The sequence below is a fragment of the Vibrio tetraodonis genome (genome assembly GCF_003350295.1).
GTDB classification, from domain to species: Bacteria; Pseudomonadota; Gammaproteobacteria; order Enterobacterales; family Vibrionaceae; genus Vibrio; species Vibrio tetraodonis.
The window spans coordinates 117912-135501 of sequence record NZ_QLYY01000012.1 but is presented as its reverse complement, the minus strand read 5'-3'; the positions used below and the strand labels follow the sequence as shown (position 1 = coordinate 135501).

The 17590-nt window shown below is 41.5% G+C and carries 14 protein-coding genes; 8 read left to right on the top strand and 6 right to left on the bottom strand.

The features are described from left to right. Positions 1-47 precede the first annotated feature (47 nt). The 3 genes from DPF90_RS20255 to DPF90_RS09590 all read right to left on the bottom strand — a co-directional run bounded on the left by DPF90_RS20255 (position 48) and on the right by DPF90_RS09590 (position 3811). Positions 48-203 (bottom strand): hypothetical protein, encoded by a 156-nt coding sequence (locus tag DPF90_RS20255; protein WP_162814011.1) that lies wholly within the window; start codon positions 201-203, stop codon positions 48-50. After that, on the bottom strand, positions 196-1899 hold the full coding sequence (locus DPF90_RS09595) for a hypothetical protein (RefSeq protein ID WP_114786118.1): 1704 nt from the start codon (positions 1897-1899) through the stop codon (positions 196-198). The genes DPF90_RS20255 and DPF90_RS09595 overlap by 8 nt, the downstream gene beginning before the upstream one ends. A gap of 337 nt (positions 1900-2236) precedes the next feature. Further along, entirely contained in the window at positions 2237-3811 is a 1575-nt protein-coding gene (locus tag DPF90_RS09590) for a hypothetical protein (RefSeq protein ID WP_114786117.1), read from the bottom strand. Positions 3812-3943: 132 nt separating this feature from the next. On the opposite strand from DPF90_RS09590, the gene DPF90_RS09585 reads away from it, so the two are divergent. The 4 genes from DPF90_RS09585 to DPF90_RS09570 all read left to right on the top strand — a co-directional run bounded on the left by DPF90_RS09585 (position 3944) and on the right by DPF90_RS09570 (position 8175). Then, complete coding sequence (locus DPF90_RS09585; protein WP_240314492.1) at positions 3944-4372, top strand: hypothetical protein; 429 nt, start codon at positions 3944-3946, stop codon at positions 4370-4372. Between the two features lie 211 nt (positions 4373-4583). Beyond that, on the top strand, positions 4584-5711 hold the full coding sequence (locus DPF90_RS09580; protein ID WP_114786116.1) for a hypothetical protein: 1128 nt from the start codon (positions 4584-4586) through the stop codon (positions 5709-5711). After that, entirely contained in the window at positions 5708-6160 is a 453-nt protein-coding gene (locus DPF90_RS09575) for a three component ABC system middle component (RefSeq protein WP_114786115.1), read from the top strand. Before DPF90_RS09580 ends, DPF90_RS09575 begins: the two co-directional genes overlap by 4 nt. Then, a complete protein-coding gene (locus DPF90_RS09570; RefSeq protein WP_114786114.1) occupies positions 6157-8175 on the top strand; it encodes a DUF3732 domain-containing protein in 2019 nt (672 codons plus the stop codon). Before DPF90_RS09575 ends, DPF90_RS09570 begins: the two co-directional genes overlap by 4 nt. Positions 8176-8338: 163 nt before the next feature. Here the strand turns inward: DPF90_RS09570 and gcvP are convergent, their stop codons facing one another. The 3 genes from gcvP to DPF90_RS09555 form a co-directional block, all read right to left on the bottom strand. Continuing rightward, entirely contained in the window at positions 8339-11203 is a 2865-nt protein-coding gene (gene gcvP, locus DPF90_RS09565) for an aminomethyl-transferring glycine dehydrogenase (protein ID WP_114786113.1), read from the bottom strand. 119 nt (positions 11204-11322) lie between these two features. Continuing rightward, positions 11323-11703, bottom strand: a complete 381-nt coding sequence (gene gcvH / locus DPF90_RS09560) for a glycine cleavage system protein GcvH (RefSeq protein WP_114786112.1) — start codon at positions 11701-11703, stop codon at positions 11323-11325. A 37-nt stretch (positions 11704-11740) separates the two neighbouring features. After that, the gene (locus tag DPF90_RS09555) at positions 11741-13036 is read right to left on the bottom strand and encodes a serine hydroxymethyltransferase (RefSeq protein WP_114786111.1); all 1296 of its coding nucleotides are present in this window, start codon (positions 13034-13036) and stop codon (positions 11741-11743) included. A 378-nt stretch (positions 13037-13414) separates the two neighbouring features. On the opposite strand from DPF90_RS09555, the gene DPF90_RS09550 reads away from it, so the two are divergent. The 4 genes from DPF90_RS09550 to DPF90_RS09535 all read left to right on the top strand — a co-directional run bounded on the left by DPF90_RS09550 (position 13415) and on the right by DPF90_RS09535 (position 17454). After that, the gene (locus DPF90_RS09550) at positions 13415-14035 is read left to right on the top strand and encodes a helix-turn-helix domain-containing protein (protein WP_114786110.1); all 621 of its coding nucleotides are present in this window, start codon (positions 13415-13417) and stop codon (positions 14033-14035) included. A 247-nt stretch (positions 14036-14282) separates the two neighbouring features. Further along, on the top strand, positions 14283-15401 hold the full coding sequence (gene gcvT / locus DPF90_RS09545) for a glycine cleavage system aminomethyltransferase GcvT (RefSeq protein ID WP_114786109.1): 1119 nt from the start codon (positions 14283-14285) through the stop codon (positions 15399-15401). Between the two features lie 176 nt (positions 15402-15577). Then, entirely contained in the window at positions 15578-16576 is a 999-nt protein-coding gene (locus DPF90_RS09540; RefSeq protein WP_114786108.1) for a S1 family peptidase, read from the top strand. A gap of 209 nt (positions 16577-16785) precedes the next feature. Beyond that, a complete protein-coding gene (locus DPF90_RS09535) occupies positions 16786-17454 on the top strand; it encodes a LuxR C-terminal-related transcriptional regulator (protein WP_114786107.1) in 669 nt (222 codons plus the stop codon). Positions 17455-17590: the final 136 nt, after the last annotated feature.

The window sequence follows — 17590 nt, the reverse complement described above, 5'->3', positions numbered from 1 at the left end:
TGTGTTCGCCTTCTTGTAGACTTGTACTGGTGTGCAACTAAAGAGAATTAAAGCTGTACAACCTCTGCCTCATGAGCAATGAGTTCTATTTGTTCTGAGGTTATGTTACCTGATTCAAGAATTTGAGATAGTTCATTTTCAATGCTTTCTTGAGCTCTAATATCTTCATACACTTCATCTGCATACTGTAGAAACTCACCCATGACCAACTCCTTTTTTCTCTTCACCATCAAGTATGGCACAATCAAGGTCGGATATCGTAACAGAATCTAAGATTTCCTGCAAAAAAATCGCGTTATATCTAACAATTATATCTTGCGAGACTATGCGAGCTAACGCAAAGTTTAGTGGAGTTGTAATGTGTTCAAACTGCTTTTGTTTAGATTGATCCCCCATCATCAAGTTTGTTTTGTCTCTGTAGATATTTACAACACCCATAACATTTTTTTTGTGTTCTTCAGAGTATCTACTGGTCATCAAAGGCAGTGAAATAATAGATTTTGCACGATTATGTCTCCTGAAATGTACTTTTGCTTCTTCAACTAGTTCGTCTGGTGGACTACTTTCCTTTTTCCAATGCTCAATCGCTTTCATAGTGTCATTAATGAACTGGCACTCTGCTTCCGCTATGGCTCTTGGTGCTCCGAAGCAGTTGTATTTTTTTTGAGAGGTCATCTCAAAATATGGTATTGAAAAATCGTCAATTTCAGAATCTGGCTCAAACTTAATCGGTTCGTACTCATTAGTATTACTCTGAGAGTTTTCTACCTTTTTCGTTATGCTTTTCTTGTCTGTGTAGATTTCTACAGATAGCTTCTGATGCAGAGTCAGATAGTTACCTAAAGAATTAGCCTTTAAGTTTTCATTTCCTGAAGAATCTTGATGCTTTAGCACTGCTGGTATATAGCGAAACTCTGTCAGATCAGGTAATGTTTTATCTATGCTTGAGTATTTCAACATCAAGTTCGCTCGATAAACATTGTTGTTTGTTCTTGAAGGCTCAACACCGTCGAACAATGCAGCTAGCCTAGCGTAAGCAGCCAGTAATGCTCTAATGTATTTCGCATTTTCTGCGCTTCTATCATTTAAAGACTGGATGTGCTTCTCTATGTTAGCTCTTTCTTCGTTCACTTTTTGAGGATTTAGATTAGCTTTTAGATCTACGATGCCTTTGGTTGGATTCCAATGAAAGTCTAACTTATCCGGCGCTTCTGCTTTTAGATAATTTAGAGAGCTAGTGATCTCCTTTCGACCACTACCGACCATCTGAACGAAATCGTCAGCCACATCAACATATTCCGCAAGTGTTTTGGCAAAGCCATTTGGTGGAGCTAAGCGAATTAGTTCTTGAAGTTGGGTAATTCGATCATTATATGCTTCAACTTGAGTATCTTGAGTGTCGCTGTTTTTCTTATTTATCGCCAACTGATTCAGAATGAAGACGGTAATCGTTATAAACAATAAAGCTAAGGAGTAAGAAAAACTTTCCCGATAAGTTAAAATACTTTCGGTTGTTATCCAAGTATGTACGGCAGACGAGATAATAGAAAAATATATACCAATCAGAAAGATGGCAAAGTGAAGTGTCGAAGTGCAGATTGGGCTACTGAGTATATGGGCAGCTTGATTTAGAATTGATGATCCAGGCCGCTTTTTAGTAACTGAGTAGATAGCCACTGCTACTAAAATGAGCCATAATCGAAAATCTTTTAGCACCTCAATCCAGGTATCTAATGATTTGAATGCTATTACGAAATGAGGAAATATTTCTCCACTAATACTTGTAATATTGAAAGCTGCACTTTTGACCAAAAAACTCAATATAAGAAAGAAACCTAGGTCTAAAATAACAGTAAAATATGGTTTGATTGCTGAGTCTTTTGACTGATTTGTATTCATTCTTATAGTTAACCAAGTTATGCAATAGCTTGAATATATAAGGATGATATCAAAGTTATGTAATTTGCACTATCCCTGAAAGATTTAACCACTTAACTATCGTGTCGATGTTGTATGGTAAACGACGTCGCCCTCAACAAATACTCGACGAGCACCTCAAAAACGTGTTATCACCAAGTCAAAGGGTTTGGCGATGACTTTTATCGCGTCGTGCCTCTGCTGAGATCGAGCTCTTATATGCTTCTAAGTCACCGATTTATCGAAAACCATCCAAAGCAGGATGTTAGTGCTGTTTCGGTTTTTTCCTATGAACTTTATTAGCTTTCTGACAAGCGACTCACATATATGAAGAGTCCAAATGAATAGCTTGCATTAGTGAGCCTATGCGCTTAAATCCGCCGTCTAATCCATAGATAACACCGACATTGGTATAGGGTCTAAGAGCTTCTTCGATTATTCCAGAGCGAATTACAAGTGACTTAGAGTCAGCATCAACAGCATGTGGAGCAATGCGCTGCTCAATGTCATAAAACTCCTCGTGTAGTCCTGTAAGTACCACTAACTCCTTGAACAGATGGTCATAGAAAATTTTAGTGTCTTTTGGCTTCCTATCGACTATTTCAGCTAGTAGGCTCAAGGTTAGAATGTGCCAAGTGTCAAACGCCCAGAGGCAGGGATAGCTTCGTATATAATTAAGAGCATAAGGTAACTTTGGATGTTTCCTACTAGGGCTAGGTTGAAATAATTGATTCAGTGTCATCCATTTCGACCATCTGGAGTAGTCTCTTTTGAACAAGCTATCTTTTGAAAGTAGATAAAGTTCAGAGTTGGTTTTAGCTTGTCTTACAGCGTCTTTTGTTGTTCTAGCCTTCTTTGCCTTATTGTTCGATTCCTTTAAAAAATTTTGTTGAGACCTTTCAATTTTCGGCATTAATTTTGGGTACTTCAACCATTTCCAGGTAGCCCGATTATTTTCAGATGTTGCTGGGGTGCGGATAACAATGCTTCCATTAAGGTCAGCGACATCGGCAGGTAAACAATCCTTTAATAGAAACGCAATCCAGATTTGGTTGTCACCTCGTATTGCCTGAAGCAAAAGGTATTCCTCAGTCTGGTTTACCTGGTAAACGCTGTCTACATGCTGTTCAGAGCGAGAATAAATAGTGACCTCTTCGCTATATGTGTGCCTGTCAATCTGGCATTTAAACTCTTGAGTTAAGCTAGGTAACAAAATGTAGTTACCTTTAATAAACTTTCTAGCTGAGTCTTTTGCACTGCGAAGACGTTTTTTCTTGATACGCTCTGCTTCATGCTCCAGAAACTGCTCGTGCTTATCAATTAGTTGTTCTCGGCACCATTCGTAAAGCCATTTGTAAGGCACTTTTTTCGCTTTTAGATCTGAGAGTGCTTCATCAATGTTGCGATTAAGGTAGGCACTCAAATCAAACTCTATTGAAGGGATTTTATTCTGTTGATAGTAGGTTGTTTTTTCAGCTTCATTTTCATGTGTGACGAATACTTCGATCACTATGTCTCCAAGTTCTGTTTCGAGAAGTACATCTGCGATATAGCGGTCTATGCGTGCTTCTAGGCTTCCACCAAGAACCTTTGCTAATATTTCGCATTGGTTCAGTGTTTGTCCTTTGTATTCAAAAGATGCTGGCGGAAGATAAAGGGGCTGCGACTCAAGAAAAAAGTGTTGTGCGATTAAGTGGAGTTGGGTCATTAAGCAGTTACTGTTTTCGTCTTTCGAATCATGTGCAAAATGATGTCTTGTACCACTAGTTCCATTGTTTTTAGCTACTAAGCGATCTCCACAACCAGAGCATACGCAATTGCACTTTAAGCCATTCTCGACCGAATCAACATGCCTTAAGGTATTTGAATCGCTATGTAACGCATATTCTAGCATCGTCACTCCTGTCAACTTGAAGGCAATGAGCCAACCAAAGCTCATTAAATCAATATGATAAGCTAAGTGAAAATAGAGCAAGTTACTAGTGTTGGCCTCAAGTTTTAGAGGTATTGAGCTTGGAAATTAGTTATGGTTAGCGTAGAAAGATTTATCAGTATGGCATGGGAACTAGATCTCACCATCTGCTCATTGATAACTGAGCATACACCAGAGGGCTACTTGGATGTGTGTAGAGACCAAGCTAAGAGTCGAGGCATAGATGTCTTTAATCTGAACTTTAATGATTATGAATCTCCCCTAGCTGCTTTCGCAGCAGAAGAGAACCGAGAATTGGTTGCTACTTTGGAAGGTTGTAGACGCAAGACACTTGTCATCTTTGAATGGGCTGATGCGCTGACACCTTTGGAGTGTAATGAGACGTTTTGGTTAAGATCTTTAGTGAACAATAGCAATGTTATTGGGCTTGTTGTTGTCTTCTTGGTTACGAATGAGGGGAAGGTAAAGTTGTTTCAGGATAGTGAGGGAGCGTTCTATCGAGATTGTGTTGATTTAAATTAGAAGCCAGATAAATACTGTTCTCATCTGTTCGATACAAGTAAAGGTCGTTATAACACATTCATTAGTCTTTGATTTAGTTATCAAAAGCATCACAATAACCACATTGCTAGAATGACAATTAGTTTCTGGGTTGCTAGGATATGCAATCTGGATAGTAATCCAACCAATGCTTAATTATTACGATGTTGTTTATTCTAGCTACGGAGATAGTATGAGTGACAGTAGCACGAAGAATGCTGCGTTGACCACAGCATTAGCATTTCACTATCAAGTGCTTATAGGTCTCGATAAGTGTTTTGACCTCAATGAAGGGCAATCGATTTGGTTCGAGAAGGATGGTGATGTGAGCTTAACTGCTTCCGATAACGCATGCTCAGAACAGTTGGAAGTTAAGAACTACAAATCGCCTCTTACTGATCATCATGAAAACTTTTGGAAGACTCTAAAGAACTGGCTAGCTCCAGAGTTTGGTGATACAGATTACGACTCTCTAGTGCTACACACCACTCAGGCTTTTGGTTCCAATAGTAGATTTAAGTCTTGGAACAAACAGTCGAGCGATGAACGCCTGAAAACTCTGAACTCTATCTTTGCAGAGAGAGATGATGACGAGTTGAAATCTGAAAATCTATCTGGTGTCGCGAAAATTCAGAAAGCCGTGATGGAAGAGTCTCCCGAGCGATTAAAAGAGGTATTGTCAAAAATTACCCTTTTCACCGAAGCCGATGACTTGCTTCTTTTAGAGGAAAAGATTTATTCCAAGCCCGTTGGAATTCCTGCGAGTAACTTGAAAAGTTTTTTGGAGGGCTTAATTGGCTTTGTTTACGGTAAAGCAGATAACACTTCATGGTATATCCCTGAGAATGAGTTTCGAGCTAAATGTGAGGAGTTAACATCTCAGTATTGTAAGAAAGAGTTTACTTTTCCAAAGTTTGAAGGAAGTGAAGCTACAGATGAACAGGTTGAATTGCATAAAAGCAAACTATTTGTAGAGAAAATAGCTGCTATAGAGCATTACGCGATGATACCAGATGCATTAGGCAATTGGCTTGAATTGCAAAACTCATTAATGGAGCAACTCGATGAATTCCCTCTTTACCTTGAGAAGACTACTAATTATCAAAATCAATTAGTTAAGAGATATAAGATTCAATATTCCAGTGCTCAATTAGAAGCTACAGATAGTCTCAAGGGTTCTAAGGTACTGTATAACAAGACTATGTTAGAAACGCCGTTACACATTGGGAATGATATTCCCCCAATAGAGTACAAGAATGGCCTCATTCATGATGCGATGGATGATGAGGAGCGCGATCTACACTGGAGAATTCAGGTATGACGAGCATCGTTAATGCACTTTATGAAGTGAGGTTTAATCCTTTTAAATATGGTGAGTATTTAGCGTCTTTTTATTCAATTCTGAATGAGACGGAAGAAAACCTGTTACTAGCTCCATTGGTCATACCTATCTGTAGTCATCCACTGTTCGCTACTAAGTTAGCTAAAGCTAATGTAAGAAGTTCTATATGGTCTATTTTCCAAGAACGAAGTCAACTATATGATTTACAAGAGAGAGTTGATGAGTTTCAAATCTTGACCGAGCAATCTCTCCAATTTTGCATAGTTAATGATTGGATATTCTTTGAGGAAGATAGGCTCATGCTACATTGTAAAACAGTCAATGATAGCAAGTTATCTATTCAGAAAAGCGCATATAACTTAGGTCGTTTGTTTCAAGGGCATACTGTCTCAGAAATTTACGCCTTTTTAGGAGTAAAGCCACGATGAAAACATTGATTCGTGAAATAGGTGTTATTGATAAAAGTGGTTTGAAGCATCCTGTAAACTTCAAGTCGGGTTTAAATATTGTTACGGGTAAGTCCTCTACGGGTAAGAGTGCTCTTATAGAGATCTTCGATTACTGTTTTGGTAGCTCAGAAAATACAGTTCCTAAAGGTGTAATAACAGCTAGTGCTGTAGTTTATTATGTTGTTCTGGATGTCGAAGAACAGGTTCTGGTTGTAGCGCGTGATCCTGCCTTGCCCAACAAGGCATTTTTTAAAAGCTTAGAACGTTTTGCGTCTGAGGATATTCAGCAAGATTTCTTTGAAAATAGATACTTTAGACCGTTGGCAGAGTATAAAAAGTATCTTCGCGATTTGTTTATAGATATAGATGATGTTGATGAGTCATTGGTAGCAAGGATGTACAGACGCCGTAAAGCATCCACACCTTCGATTAGAAGTTTTAGCTCGTTCATTTTGCAGCATCAAAACCTTGTAGCCAATAAGCATGCGCTGTTTTATCGCTTTGATGAAAAAGAGAAAAGAGAGCATGTTATTGATCATACTAAAATATTTTTAGGGTTAGTAGATCAAGATTATTTTCATTTAACTCAAGAAAAAGAACGCTTAACGGGTGAAGTGAATGGTTTGAAGAAACAGCAAGATGCAGACAATAGAGCCGCAAAGATATACTTAGACAAGGTTGAGCCTGTACTAAGTCATTTATATTCGATGATGGGCTTTGAAGAGGCTCCTATTGGGTTAGCTCAAGCTCTTCGTAACCCTCAATTAGCTAAAGAACAGCTCGACGATATTATTGTTCCAGAGGAGATTGAACATAATTCAGATGCAGCGACGAAGCGATACAATAAGTTGAAGTTTGAGTTAACAGCGCAAACGTCTGAGTTGAGAAAGTTACAAAGAAAAGCTAGTTCGATTCGTAAACATATCAATGAAGAGTCTAAATTTTTAAATAGTATTACTGAGCTTAAATCACCAGATAAGGTTCATGTTTCGACGACAGTGTGTCCTTTCTGTCGAACGGAAAAAGACGCCCTGTCGGAAAGTGCAGTAAGGCTACAAAATGCGATACATAAGGTATCGGGCAACATTGCTTCAGCTAAGCCAATGAAAGCGAAATTTAAATCTACTCTTTTGGAAGTTGAACGTGACATACAAAGTGTAAATAACTCAATAACAAGAATAAACCAACATATTCTTGTTATCGAAAAATCGGAAGAAAAACTAGCCAAAAGAAAGACGCTGTATGAAGCAGTACTGATCGAAAAAGCAAAGCTGTTTATGTTATTGGATACTCTCAATTTATCTGACGATATTGCATTGAATAAAATGTTAACAGAGCTTGAGGGTAAGTTAAAAGATACGAATAGAAAGCTCCTTAAGTATAATGTTAAACAGGGCCTAGAGAAAGCTGCTGCCAAGGTAAATGCCTATATGGCTGATATAGGGAGCAAGTTCGAATTTGAAAATAGCTACATGCCAATCAATCTAAAGTTTTCATTCGAAACTTTTGACCTTTACCACCAAACTGAAGAAGATGAAAAAATATACTTGAGATCAATGGGAAGCGGAGCGAACTGGTTATACAGTCACGTGACTCTTTTTTTAGCGTTACACAAATATTTTGCAGAGCTTGGAAGTAAGTGTTCAATTCCTTCAGTACTATTTTTGGATCAACCTACCCAAGTTTACTTTCCTAATTTTAAACGTGACAATTCAGAAACGTTTAAGGAGCAAAAAGAAGAAGAAGCCAAGCTGAGAAGTAGTCACGCAAGTGAGAGAGTAGTTGATGAAGATATAAAAGCAGTCGAAAACCTCTTTACACAATTAGCTGAGTACTGCGTCAACATTGAGGAAGAGTGTGGGTTTTCTCCACAGATTATTGTCACTGATCATGCAGATGATTTACATTTATCAAATGAGTATGACTTTGAATCCTTCGTCAATGGCAATAGATGGCGAACAAGGGGACTGATAAACCCTGTTCCAGCTCAATAGACCGACACTGTGTTTAACGTTAGCGTGTGATAAAACTGCCCATGTAGAAAAGGCGAACCAAATGGTTCGCCTTTTGTTTTCAAGTTAGTTTCCAACTTAGTTATCGGTTTTCAACTCGGTTATCACAGTTTCCAACTTGGTTATCTGTGATAACTAGTGAAGTTTACTCTTCGTAGTTATCAATACTTGGGCAAGAGCAGATTAGGTTACGGTCGCCGTAGACGTTGTCGACGCGGTTAACCGTTGGCCAGTATTTCCACTGTTTAGTTGCCTGTGACGGGAAACAGCCGAGTTCACGCGAGTATGGACGATCCCACTCGTCAGCAGACAAATCTGCTTGTGTGTGAGGTGCGTTGACTAGCGGGTTGTTCTCTAGTGGCCATTCACCGTTTTTCACCTTGGTCATTTCTTCACGGATGGCGATCATCGCCTCGCAGAAGCGATCGATCTCTTCTAAGTCTTCCGACTCAGTTGGCTCAACCATGAGTGTACCAGCTACAGGGAACGACATAGTTGGTGCATGGAAACCATAGTCCATAAGACGTTTAGCGATGTCTTCCTCGCTAATGCCTGTCTCTTCTTTTAATGGACGAATGTCGATAATACATTCGTGAGCCACACGACCATTAGTACCACGGTAAAGCACCGGATAATGAGGACGTAGGCGCTCCATCATGTAGTTAGCATTTAAGATAGCGACTTTGGTAGCTTCTGTTAAGCCAGCTTCGCCCATCATGGCGATGTAAGCCCAAGAAATAGGCAAGATAGAAGCGCTGCCGAGATCGGCTGCAGCAACCGCAAGATCGTCACCTTCAACACCGTTTTCAATATGACCCGGTAGGAAAGGTGCCAGGTGCGATTTAACACCAATTGGCCCCATACCTGGACCACCACCACCGTGCGGAATACAGAAAGTTTTGTGCAGGTTTAAGTGAGAAACGTCAGAGCCGATAAAACCTGGTGATGTCAAACCAACCTGAGCATTCATGTTCGCGCCATCAAGGTAAACTTGACCGCCAGCGGCATGAACCATCTCACACACTTCTTTCACTTGCTCTTCGTACACGCCGTGCGTAGAAGGGTAGGTGATCATAATGCTAGACAGGTTATCTTTGTGCTTTTCGATCTTAGCCGCAAGATCGGTCACATCGATGTTACCGTCTTCATCACATTTTACGACCTCAACCTTCATCGACACCATAGAAGCGGTCGCAGGGTTTGTGCCGTGTGCTGAGCTTGGGATCAAACAAACGTTACGGTGTCCTTCTCCGCGACTTTCGTGGTAGCGCTGAATAGCGATGAGGCCAGCGTATTCGCCCGAAGCACCTGAGTTTGGCTGCAAAGAGAATGCATCATAGCCTGTGATTTCACACAGCTTCTGCTTAAGATCTTCGGCAAGGGCTGTGTAACCCGCAGCTTGCTCTAGTGGTGCATAGGGGTGAATTGAACCAAACTCAGGCCAAGTCACAGGGATCATTTCAGCTACGGCGTTGAGCTTCATGGTACAGCTACCCAGCGGGATCATGCCGTGAGTCAAAGAAAAATCTTTGTTCTCTAGCTGCTTAAGGTAGCGCATCATTTGTGTTTCGCTGTGATGCGTGTTGAACACAGGATGAGTCAAGTATTTAGATGTTCGGCGCAGTGCTTCTGGGATGGCAGCAAATTCGTTTGATGCTATCTCAGTTGATAGCGCATTCACATCTTCTTTAACGCCAAATACCGAGAACAAGGCTTGGATATCTTCCGTTGTAGTAGTTTCATCCAAGCTCACACCTAACTGGCCTTTAAGTAGGCGAAGGTTGATACCTGCGGCTTGCGCTTTAGCATACACTTCATCTGTATTAGCGGCAGTATTGATGGTGATAGTATCGAAGAAGCTATTATGAGCCAGTTCGAAGCCAGATTTAGTCAGACCCGCGGCTAAAATAGCCGTCATGTGGTGAGTGCGACGGGCGATAGTACGTAGACCTTCTGCACCGTGGAATACGGCGTAGAAAGAAGCCATGTTGGCCAGCAGTGCTTGCGCGGTACAGATATTAGATGTCGCTTTTTCGCGGCGAATATGCTGCTCACGAGTTTGCATTGCCATGCGCAGTGCTTGTTTACCCGTGCTGTCGATAGACACACCAATAACACGGCCAGGAATGGTACGCTTGTGCTTCTCACGTGTTGCCATAAAGGCAGCGTGTGGACCGCCGTAACCCATAGGTACGCCGAAACGTTGAGTTGAACCAATTACCACGTCAGCGCCCATTTCACCTGCTGGTTTTAAAAGCGCAGAAGCAAGAAGGTCAGTTGCCACGGCAACCAAAATTTTGTTAGCTTGAGCTTTGGCGATGATGTCTGTGATGTCACGAATTTCACCTGTCGTATTCGGGTACTGGACTAGCGCGCCAAATACATCTTGTTCTGCCAGCGAGTCTAGTGAACCGACCAATACGTCAAAACCAATGTATTTTGCACGGGTTTTAATCACTTCCAGCGTTTGTGGGTGAACATCGTCTGCAACAAAGAAAACGTTGCTTTTGCTCTTTCCTGCACGCTTACACAGTGTCATGGCTTCAGCTGCTGCGGTTGCTTCATCAAGCAGCGATGCGTTCGCAATGTCCATACCTGTGAGATCCATGACCATTTGTTGGAAATTGAGCAGTGATTCTAGGCGGCCTTGTGAGATCTCTGGTTGGTATGGCGTGTATGCCGTGTACCAGCCTGGGTTTTCCAGTACGTTACGCAAGATGACATTAGGCGTGAACGTGTTGTAGTAACCTTGGCCAATAAAGGTGCGCTTGACTTGGTTTTTGTCAGCAAATTCACGCATGGCGCTCAGCATGTCTGCTTCGCTCATAGCCTCGGCTAGAGCCATTGGCTTCTCAACGCGGATTTGCGCAGGTACAGTTTCGTCGATTAAGGCATCAAGGCTAGCTGCTTTGATGACATCCAACATTTTTTGTTGGTCTTGTTTGTTAGGGCCGTTGTGGCGAGCAACGAACTCATTTTGGGTGCTAAGGCTTTGAAGTAATTCAGTCATTGTCCTTTACCTACTCCATCATTCGGGTATTGGATATCACTACTGATATAAATAATTATACGTCCGAACTTTGAAAAAAAGCTGCCCCCTTAACTGGGACAGCTTTACACATTTGCCTATTACTCGTCTTCGATTGAGTTTAGGTACTCTTCTGCATCTTTAAGATTGTCGAGCTCAGAAGCATCTGACATTTTCACTTTGACAATCCAGCCGCCTTCATAGGGCTCTTCGTTGATAAGCTCAGGGCTATCTTCGAGCTCTTCGTTAATTGCAACGACTTCGCCTGTAATTGGGGCGTAGATGTCTGAAGCTGCTTTCACAGATTCAACCAAAGAGAAACTATCACCGGCGTCGATTTCAGCTTCTACTTCAGGAAGGTCAACGAAAACGACGTCACCTAGCATTTCTTGTGCATGTTCAGAAATACCGATAGTTGCTGTGCCGTCACCGTTGTCACGCACCCACTCGTGGCTGTCTGCAAACTTCAGTGTTTTGTCCATTGCTTAGTCTCCAAAAAATAACTTTGTTTAAATTTGCTTACTGGTAAAGAGGGAAGCGGTTACACAATGCTTTCACTTCTTTGCGAACGCGTTGTTCCACTACTGAGTCACCTTCAGGGTTTTCTACTAGCCCATCCAGTACGTCGCCAATCCAATTACCAATGAGTTTGAATTCTTCAGCGCCAAAGCCGCGGCTTGTCCCCGCAGGCGTACCTAAACGTATACCCGATGTAATCATAGGCTTCTCAGAATCGAATGGAATACCATTTTTATTACATGTGATCCCTGCACGCTCTAACGCTTCTTCTGCTTTGTTGCCTTTCAACCCTTTAGGACGAAGATCAACCAGCATTAAATGTGTATCTGTACCACCTGTGACAATGTCACAGCCGCGAGTTTGCAGCACTTCTGCCAATACCTTAGCGTTATTGATTACAGAATCAATGTAACTTGAAAACTCAGGGCCAAGCGCTTCACCAAATGCTACGGCTTTAGCGGCGATAACGTGCATTAATGGGCCACCTTGAAGACCAGGAAAGACAGCAGAATTGATCTTTTTGATGATGTCTTCATGGTTAGTCAAGATCATGCCGCCGCGTGGGCCACGCAGAGTTTTGTGTGTTGTGGTTGTTACTACGTGTGCATGCGGTAGCGGACTAGGGTGTGCGCCTGTGGCAATTAGGCCTGCGATGTGCGCCATATCCACCATGAGAATGGCGTTGACTTCATCGGCAATTTCGCGAAATTTTGCAAAGTCGATAGTACGTGGAATAGCACTACCACCAGCGATGATCATTTTTGGTTTGTGCTCAAGTGCAAGCTCGCGCACGTCGTCATAGTTGATTTCGAGTGTCTCACGGTCAACACCATATTGAACAGCGTTAAACCATTTACCAGAAAGAGCAGGACGAGCACCGTGAGTTAAGTGGCCGCCCGCATCTAACGACATACCTAATATTGTATCGCCAGGTTGCAGTAGAGCCAGCTTAACTGCGCCATTTGCTTGAGCGCCAGAGTGAGGTTGAACGTTTGCGTGTTCGCACTTAAAAAGCTGCTTCGCACGCTCAATTGCGATGGCTTCTACGGTATCAACATGTTCACAACCGCCATAGTAACGACGACCGGGGTAACCTTCTGCGTATTTGTTGGTTAAACATGTGCCCTGAGCTTGCATCACGGCTTTGGATACAATGTTTTCAGAGGCAATCAGCTCAATTTGTTCGTTCTGACGAGTACTTTCCGCTTGGATTCCAGCAAAAACCGCATCATCGGTAGCAGCAAGGTTGGTAGAGAAAAAATTCTCTAGGCTGTGATTTTGGTAACTGTTGTTCATGGTAGATGACCTTCCATTCGTGCTAACGAGATTATTAATAGGATTATTGCTCTCGTTAGTCCTCTTTCTGTTTACTGCCTTCATTACAAAGACAGGGTGAATTCCATACCCCAAATGATGTTTTCATCGCGGGGAAAAACCGAATCTCACTGCTAAATCACATTATCAGTCAGTTCGGAAATCGCATCTCTACAACTAACAAGTTGGTAACATAGCTCTTGTTGGGGCTATAATCAACTAAAAATTTCCTATTGGAAACATGGTTTCTGAAAATGTTACAGAGAGCACGGTTTATTTGTCTCAGTTATCTTTTTTATCCGATAGGCTTAGTGCACAATAAAAACCAAGGTGAAATGGACATTCAATAAAGAGGGATACATGCCTGAAGATATCTATGACGAGTACCCATCTTTGACTCTGGCAAAAGAGGGTGATCAAAATATTGAGCCTCTAAAATTAGGTCAGAGAATTAAGGACATTCGAAGTAAGTTAGGGATCACTCTAGAAGAGGCAAGTCAGCGTACAGGGCTGGCTCGTTCAACCCTGAGCAAAATAGAAAATGAACAGATTTCCCCAACATTCCAAGCGATGCAAAAGCTGGCGCTTGGTTTGCAAATAGATATGCCTCAACTCTTTGAACCACCAAGAAAAAAGGTGGCAACGGCACGCAGAGATATTACTAAGACAGGGCTGGGTAAACCTCACCCAACGCCCACCTATGAGCATGAGCTATTGGCAACCCAGTTGTCGAACAAGAAAATGATGCCATTTAAGAGTCGAATTCATGCGAGAAACTTTGAAGAATATGGTGATTGGGTTCGTCATGATGGTGAGGAATTTTTGCTGATTTTGTCTGGGTCTGTGCTCTTTTATTCAGAGTTTTATGAACCGGTAGAATTGGGTGAAGGTGACAGTGTGTATTACGATGCCACTATGGGCCATATGCTGATTTCAACTAGTGAAGAAGACGCCAATATCTTGTGGGTGACCGCAAAATAATGATGCATTTGTTATATTTCCTATAGTGAAGGCAAACGTTTGCTTTTTGTTTTTTTGTCGGTAGAATAGCGCCATCTCGTCTGAGGTGGCGTTTTCTTTTGCCCTTAGGAAATGTGAAGATGATGTTAAATGTCACATTTTGAATGCTTGCTATCTCGTTAAGAGTGCAAAAAAGTCCAACTCGTGTTTATTATTGGAAACAAGGTTTCCTTGAATGGAAAACGGACCTGATTAAATGGAGACAACAATGACTCAAGATCTACTTAAAACACCCCTTCATTCCCTTCATGTTGAAGCGGGTGCGAAAATGGTTCCTTTCGCCGGCTATGATATGCCAGTTCAATACGCACTCGGTGTGAAAAAAGAACACCTGCATACTCGCGATGCGGCTGGGCTTTTTGATGTTTCTCATATGGGCCAGCTTAGACTGCACGGAGAGGGTGCTGCGGCTTTTCTTGAGTCTTTAGTTCCGGTTGATATTATCGACTTGCCGCAAGGTAATCAACGTTACGCTTTCTTTACTAATGAGCAAGGCGGCATTATGGACGATCTTATGGTAGCAAACCTAGGCGATCACCTATTTGTTGTTGTCAATGCCGCTTGTAAAGAACAAGATATCGCGCATCTAAACGCTCATTTACCGACTGGTGTTGAGCTTGAAGAGATTGATGATCGTGCTCTATTGGCACTGCAAGGTCCAAAAGCGGTTGAGGTGCTAAAGCGTTTCAACTTTGAGGTTGCTGATATGCTATTCATGGATGTCAAAAAGCTCGAAATTCTTGGTGTTGAGTGCATCGTGAGTCGCAGTGGCTATACAGGTGAAGATGGCTATGAGATTTCTGTGCCGAATACTCATGCCCAAGAGCTGGCAACCAAGCTCACTACAGAAGAAGAAGTAGAGTGGATTGGTCTTGGTGCGCGAGATTCATTGCGTCTTGAATGTGGTCTATGTCTGTATGGACATGATTTAGATACGACCACAACGCCTGTTGAAGCAAGCCTCTTGTGGGGTATTCAGAAAGTTCGCCGAGCAGATGGTGAGCGCGTTGGTGGGTTCCCTGGAGCGGACATTATCCTCAAGCAGATTGAAACCAAAGATGTCTCACGCAAACGTGTTGGTTTGGTTGGTCAAACTAAAGCCCCCGTTCGTGAGGGTACGGAGTTATTTGACGCTGACGGCAACAAAGTAGGTGTTGTAACCAGTGGTACAGCAGGTCCGAATGCTGGCAAGCCAGTGTCCATGGCTTATGTTCGCGCTGATCTGTCGGCTATTGGCACAGAATTGTTTGCCGATGTTCGTGGTAAGAAACTACCGATGACAATCGAGAAAATGCCATTTGTACCTCAGCGTTATTATCGCGGCTAAAAGAAAAACCTCGATACTATTTTCAAATCAAGCCTCTCTTTTTTCGAGAGGTTTTTGTTTTTGATATCGGGATATTGATTATATTATTTTTAATAAAATTAACGATTTATATCCTAACCCCTCTCTCTTTTGTCAACTAAACTTAGGTTTAGCAGGCATACAAGGGAGACGGAAAGATGAAGGCTTTACTTGGGTTTCTTGGTTTAATGCTGGTGTTATCTCGTGCTATGGCAAACGATGTATCAGCCTACATTGTTAATGGCACTAACGTTAGCAGTGCTACTACATATCCTTCTTTTGCTAGCATGTTTTTTATTAGTGGAGCCTCTTATAGTAACTATTGTGGGGCAACTATGCTCAATAGCCAATACGCGCTCACCGCTGCCCACTGCATCTATGAAAATCCCAGTACTATGCTCAACACTTACGTTATTCCTCAGCTTTTGGATGAATCAACTTATGCCAGTGCTGAAAAAGCCAGAGCGTCAGAGTTTTACTTTCCTAGTGACTACATAGACTCAGGAGCAGTGCTCTGGCCCAACGATATCGCAGTAATCAAGCTTGAATCGCCTCTATCTTCTGTTCCTGATTATACCTATTTACTCAATACGACGATTAATAACAGCTTTTCTGCTTCAGATACCTATATTGCTATAGGACATGGTCAAATTGCGGGTAACGTATCGGGTGGAACCATATTACAACAAACTAACCTTGACTATGTGTCCCTGAACGACTGCCGGTCTCAATATGGCTTAGTGACTGACAAACAGATATGTTTTGGTGGCGCTCAGTCTGGCGGATATCGAAATTCGACATGTAATGGCGATTCTGGAGGCCCTGTTTATATAGAAAGTGGCAGCCAATACATTCAGATTGGTATCACTAGCTTTGGTCCTAGGTCATGTGGTGATGCATCTTTGACCGTTACCTCTGTCTTCACAGATGTTTATGACTACATTGGTTGGATTAACCAGGTAATAAATGGTCAGGAAGTACCCAAGTACTATGTTACAACGGTTAACGGACAGCGCACCCTTGTCAGTAATATTATTACTGCGAATTCGGATGCTGGTGGAAGCATTAACCTGATTTGTTTAGTTGTGTTACTTGTAATGAGATTGTTTAAAGAGCCAAAAAATAACCTCCAAAACCAACTTTTACCAGTCATCTAATGATAAAATAGCTAAATTGGACTTCGACTAAATTTACCTATTATTTTTAAGATGTAAAAATGTCTCAGAATTGATAAGTGGTGGCTATAATATGGCCATCCTCATTAACTTATTGGGTAAATTGTTTTTTTTATTCAGGTTAGCTTGACAATTTTCACCGAATCAATATTGTTTCATCGATCAATAAGAATGAGCCGGAGCATGTTAAGATGGCCAACCAACCAACCTACGAAGTAACTTTCCTCTCCGATGTATCTTTGCAGTCTAGAGTGTTTAATGATTCGTTAAAAAAAGGCATTGAGCATAATGTTTGTATGGTCACTATCGAGCAATTACTTGAATCTGTATCCCTAGGTGTAAAACTCGGGGACTATGTTTTATTCGATTATCACTATTTGGATGAAAGTAAGCTCGAGCAATATAACCAAGCAAGACTCGCCAGTGAAAATAATGCTCGAGAAATAATCATAAACTGCCCGAGAGAAACGTCATCAGAAGAGCTATTTAAATGGCGAAATTTAGTTGGAGTTTTTTATCTCGATGATGATATGTCGACACTTTTTAATGGCTTAGAAAAAATTTTTGAAGGAGAAATGTGGTTAACTCGACAGGTAGCTCAGGATCATATCGAGTATTTTCGGAGTATGATTACGGCAAAAACCTCACAAGCGTATGCGAATCTGACAAAGCGCGAAAAACAAATAATGTATTTACTCGGTCATGGGGCGTCTAATGTACAAATTGCTGATGAACTTGTTGTGACAGAAAATACGGTTAAAACACATTTGCATAATATCTTTAAGAAAATCAATGCTAAAAATCGACTTCAAGCACTCCTTTGGGCAAACAATAATATTGCATTAGAAGAAAGATATTAAGCTTAGAAACAACAATTCGGCTTCATAAGTCAGTCAACATCTTCCTATATTAAATTACAACTGCATGACACTAAAAAATGGCTGCCTTGGCTTAATAACGACAATTTCACGGTTTCTATTTTTTCACTACTCAGTA